Origin of the sequence: Beijerinckia sp. L45 (assembly GCF_009765775.1) — a bacterium.
Taxonomy (GTDB): domain Bacteria; phylum Pseudomonadota; class Alphaproteobacteria; order Rhizobiales; family Beijerinckiaceae; genus RH-AL1.
The window spans coordinates 1-3636 of record NZ_LMUU01000232.1; the positions used below are offsets into that span (position 1 = coordinate 1).

5 protein-coding genes are annotated in these 3636 nt (G+C 65.9%); 1 reads left to right on the forward strand and 4 read right to left on the reverse strand.

Going from position 1 to position 3636, the window contains the following annotated elements; translation table 11 throughout:
* On the reverse strand, positions 1 to 188 hold a 188-nt coding region (locus GSQ79_RS24235; RefSeq protein ID WP_210253207.1), incomplete at its 3' end, for a hypothetical protein.
* Between the two features lie 87 nt (positions 189 to 275).
* The gene (locus tag GSQ79_RS24240; RefSeq protein WP_158811332.1) at positions 276 to 1010 is read right to left on the reverse strand and encodes a lytic transglycosylase domain-containing protein; all 735 of its coding nucleotides are present in this window, start codon (positions 1008 to 1010) and stop codon (positions 276 to 278) included.
* 4 nt (positions 1011 to 1014) lie between these two features.
* Between GSQ79_RS24240 and GSQ79_RS24245 the strand changes: the two genes are divergently transcribed.
* Positions 1015 to 1827, forward strand: coding sequence for a hypothetical protein (locus GSQ79_RS24245; RefSeq protein ID WP_158811333.1), 813 nt, complete (start codon positions 1015 to 1017; stop codon positions 1825 to 1827).
* 237 nt (positions 1828 to 2064) lie between these two features.
* Here GSQ79_RS24245 and GSQ79_RS24250 read toward each other — a convergent pair whose 3' ends face one another.
* Entirely contained in the window at positions 2065 to 3252 is a 1188-nt protein-coding gene (locus GSQ79_RS24250) for a heme-binding protein (protein ID WP_158811334.1), read from the reverse strand.
* Between the two features lie 240 nt (positions 3253 to 3492).
* The coding region (locus GSQ79_RS24255) for a tlde1 domain-containing protein (protein WP_158811335.1) at positions 3493 to 3636 on the reverse strand (144 nt) is incomplete at its 5' end.

The window sequence follows — 3636 nt, forward strand, 5'->3', positions numbered from 1 at the left end:
GGCGGATCGTTGGGATCGATCGGCGGCGGCTTGGCCGCCACGACGGCGGGCGGCGGCGCGGCAGGGGCGCTGCTGCCGGGGATCAGCCGGTTGAAGAAGCCGCCGAACATCTCCTGCGCCGCGACGGGGTGGCCGGCGGCAAACAGCAGGGGCAGGGCGATCGCGGTCGAGCGCGCAAAAGACAGCATGGAACGCGTCCTATCATGACGCCCTATCGCTAGCACCGCGTACCCGCCGCCGCCAAGACGGCCGGGGCACGCCGGGCGCAAAAAAACCTACCGCAGCACGTTGCGCAGCACCACGCAGTTGCCGCCCTGCCGCTCCAGCTGCTTGCACAGCTGCGTGCTGGCGGACCGCGTGTCGGCTTCGATCTGCACGCTGTATTTTTTGCGCGGCAGGCCGCCGAGGTGACGGCGCCGCACGGACGGCGTGAGGGCGCTGAGCGTCTCGGCATATCTGGCGCGCACGATCTGCCATTCCGCCAGAACCGCCGCCTTGTTGAAGCTCGCCACCAGGATCATCGCCCAGGGTTTGGGCTTCGGCCCTGCCGGATCGTCGGGATCGGCCGTGATCGGGGCAAGGCGGCGGCCGGCGTCGCCGGCAAAGGCGACGCAGGAAAAGCCGGGCTCGGGATCGAGGGCCGGCGGCTTGGCTTCGCCGACGAACGGCCCGCGCCATTCGAACGCGGCGTGCCCGGTGACGGTGTCGACGTAATTTATCGTCTCCGTTGGCAGGCTTGCCGTGCCCGCGAGCCAGCGACCGACGCGGCCGGGGCCGGCGTTGTAGGCGGCGGCGGCAAGGCCGAGGTTGCCGAATCTTTGGCGCAGCTCTTTCAGGTAGGCGGCGGATTCATCCAGCGCGCGCGCGGGCTCGAACGGATCGAACGCCCCGCGCTCCGCCGCGGTCGCCGGCATGAACTGCGCGACGCCCTGCGCGCCGGCGGGGCTGCGCGCCTCGGGGTTGAAGCGGCTTTCCTGCCAGATCAGCCGGACGAAGAAGGGGGTGGGCACATCGTTGCGCCGCGCCGCCGCCTCCAGCGCCGTGCACAGCGTGGCCGTGGTGGTCGACGCAGCCGGTGGTGTTGCAGACGCGGCGGGCGCCTCGGCGTGGGCCGGCGGCACGAAGGCGAGCAGGGCGGCGAGCCAACTGACGCGGCGGAGCGGGGAAAGCACCATGGTGCAGATGTATAGAGCAACCCGGCGCGATGCAGAAACGCAGCGCCACTCTCCTGCAGTCTTGTGCATAAACCATGAAATCAAGGATCGCGGCGCTGGACTTGCTGTCTGGTGCTTGTTCTATCACAGAGTTGTGATTGCCGCGTCCTCAGAGACCATTTTCATGAAAATTCTTGCCCTCAGCGCCTTTGCTCTTCTCACGCTCGCCATGCCGGTCCGCGCCACGACCTTCGCGTTGCCGGCCAAAAACCCGACGATCACTCTGGTGCTCCCGGACTCCTGGAAGCCGCATGAGATCGACTACGGCTATTCCGCCATGTCGCCCGACCAGGACGTATTCTTTTCCGTCGAATACACCGACGTCAAACACATCGACAAGATGACCGATGACAACGCGGAATGGATGAAGGACAACAAGATCGAGGCGACGGCCGAGCCGGTGAAGAGCAAGGTCGATTTTCATGGCTTGCAGGGCGACCTGCTGCACATCGCTGCCAAGGACGACAACGGACCGACCAACGTCGACTTCGTGTTCACCGACGCCGGCCACGACCGCATTTTCATGTTCACGCTGTGGGCCTCGGACGAGGAAATGAAGAACCACGCCAGCGATTTCGACAAGATCGTGAAGAGCATCAAGCCGATCGAGTAGTTTGGGGACTGGTCCCGGGCGGCATAGCCGAACCCGGAACCGCAAAATGCCGTGTGAAGAGCGTCCCGACAGACAATCCTGGGGCGCACCGAAGGTGCGAGCCCGGGATCCATGAACACGATGGGGACGTCAGGCGCACCCTGACGCCGCCGTTTCTGCACGCGCGTTTTCATGGATCCCGGGTTGGCGCTGCGCGCGCGCCAGGATGACAGCGCGGGCAGACATTCGATGACGATGTCACGTCCACGCCGAGGGCGGCACCGGGATCGGCGCGCCGGGCACCAGCGTCGCCACGGAGACATGCGGCCAGGAGAGGCCCTTGAAATCCAGGATCACCGTCTGCGAATACTGGATCTGCGTCGAGTGCACCTTGATCTGACGCGGCGCGGTGATCGGCGTCGGCGGATGCACGAGGAACTGCGGGGCGAATTTCGACAGCCCGACCGGGCCTGGGCCGTGGCCCGAGAGCAGCAGCGGCTCCTGCCCGAGCTTGAAGATCGGGACGGTGATGATGTGCTCGACCGTCTCGATCCAGAACGTCGCGCTCATCTGCCCGGCGTTGGCGTTGGGGTTGGCCGCCGCGGGATCGCCGCGCAGGAAGGCGATATTGTCGGTGCCGCCGCCGAACAGCGGGTTCTGCGGCGCCGTGAAGATCTTGATCTCCGTCGTGCTGGTGATCGTCTGGTTCTTGATGTGGTCGCGCAGCACGGTGTTGGGATCGTTGAGGATCGCCTGGGTGATCGTCCCGGCGGCGATGAAGGCGGTCAGGTCCTGCGGGATCCGCGGGGTCCCTTTGTCGGTCACCGTCTGGCTCGCGAACTTGATCTTGCCGCCTGCGTTGAACGGCGTGATGTCGACGACCGGGATGGTCGGCTTGCCGGCGATGACCGAGGACGTGCCCTGCGCGACGATCGTCGTGCCGTGCGGGATCGACGCCATCCGCGCCACGGTCTGGCCCTCGGCCGGCGCCACCGTCGGCGGCACGCACATCCACAGGCCCGGCTCCAGGTGGATGCCGACCTTCTGGTTCAGCACGGTGACGTCGCTGATCGACTGCAGGTAGGGCACGCCGTTGAGAAAGGCGTCGGCCTGCAGCGTCCCGCGGTTCGGCACGCTGCCGAGGCTTTGCGAGAAGGTCAGCGTCTCTTCGGTGAGATTGAGCTCCAGAATGTTGTCGCTGCCGGAGACGGGTATCGGCAGCGGCGTCGGCGTCTTGGGGCTGTCGGGGCGAAAGATGGTGTTGAAGCCGGTGCCGGCCCAGCTGCCGGTGAAGGCCGCGAGCGGCCCCAGGCTCGGCGGCAGGCTGAGGCTGACGCCGCGGGCAACCAGCTCGTGGGCCTGCTCGCGTTCCACGGCGCTGGGGACGGCGCCGAAGACGAAATCGCTCGGAAGCCGGATGGCTCCCAACTGCTCGGGGGTTGCCATTGCTGAATCTCCCTCAAACGTCGCCGCGCGTTCGGTCCCGTTGCTTGGGGCCACAAATAAAGCGGGGGACGCATTCAAGTCTAAGCTTGATGAGATTGGCCGACACCATAATCGGCTACGCAACAGATTATGGAAACGTTATAAAAAGGGTAGCGCAACCTTCGATGTACGACGTTCGATGGTGACGTATCTTCCCTTTTTCCGGCTTTCTTGCCTTTTTCCGGCCTGCGGAAGAGAGGATCAGCCGCGCGCGACAACCACCAGGCGGCGGATCATGCCGCTGTCGTAGGCGTGGCGGAAGGCGGCATAATCGCGGAACACCACGCAGCCGTTGGAATCCCCGTGCGGGCCGAGCATGTAGGTGTGGGCGAGCAGGCCGAGGCG

What these genes read in the sequence shown, in the direction of transcription:
- GSQ79_RS24250 (WP_158811334.1), bottom strand. Translation starts at nt 3,252, where the DNA reads ATGGCAACCCCCGAGCAGTTGGGAGCCATCCGGCTTCCGAGCGATTTC.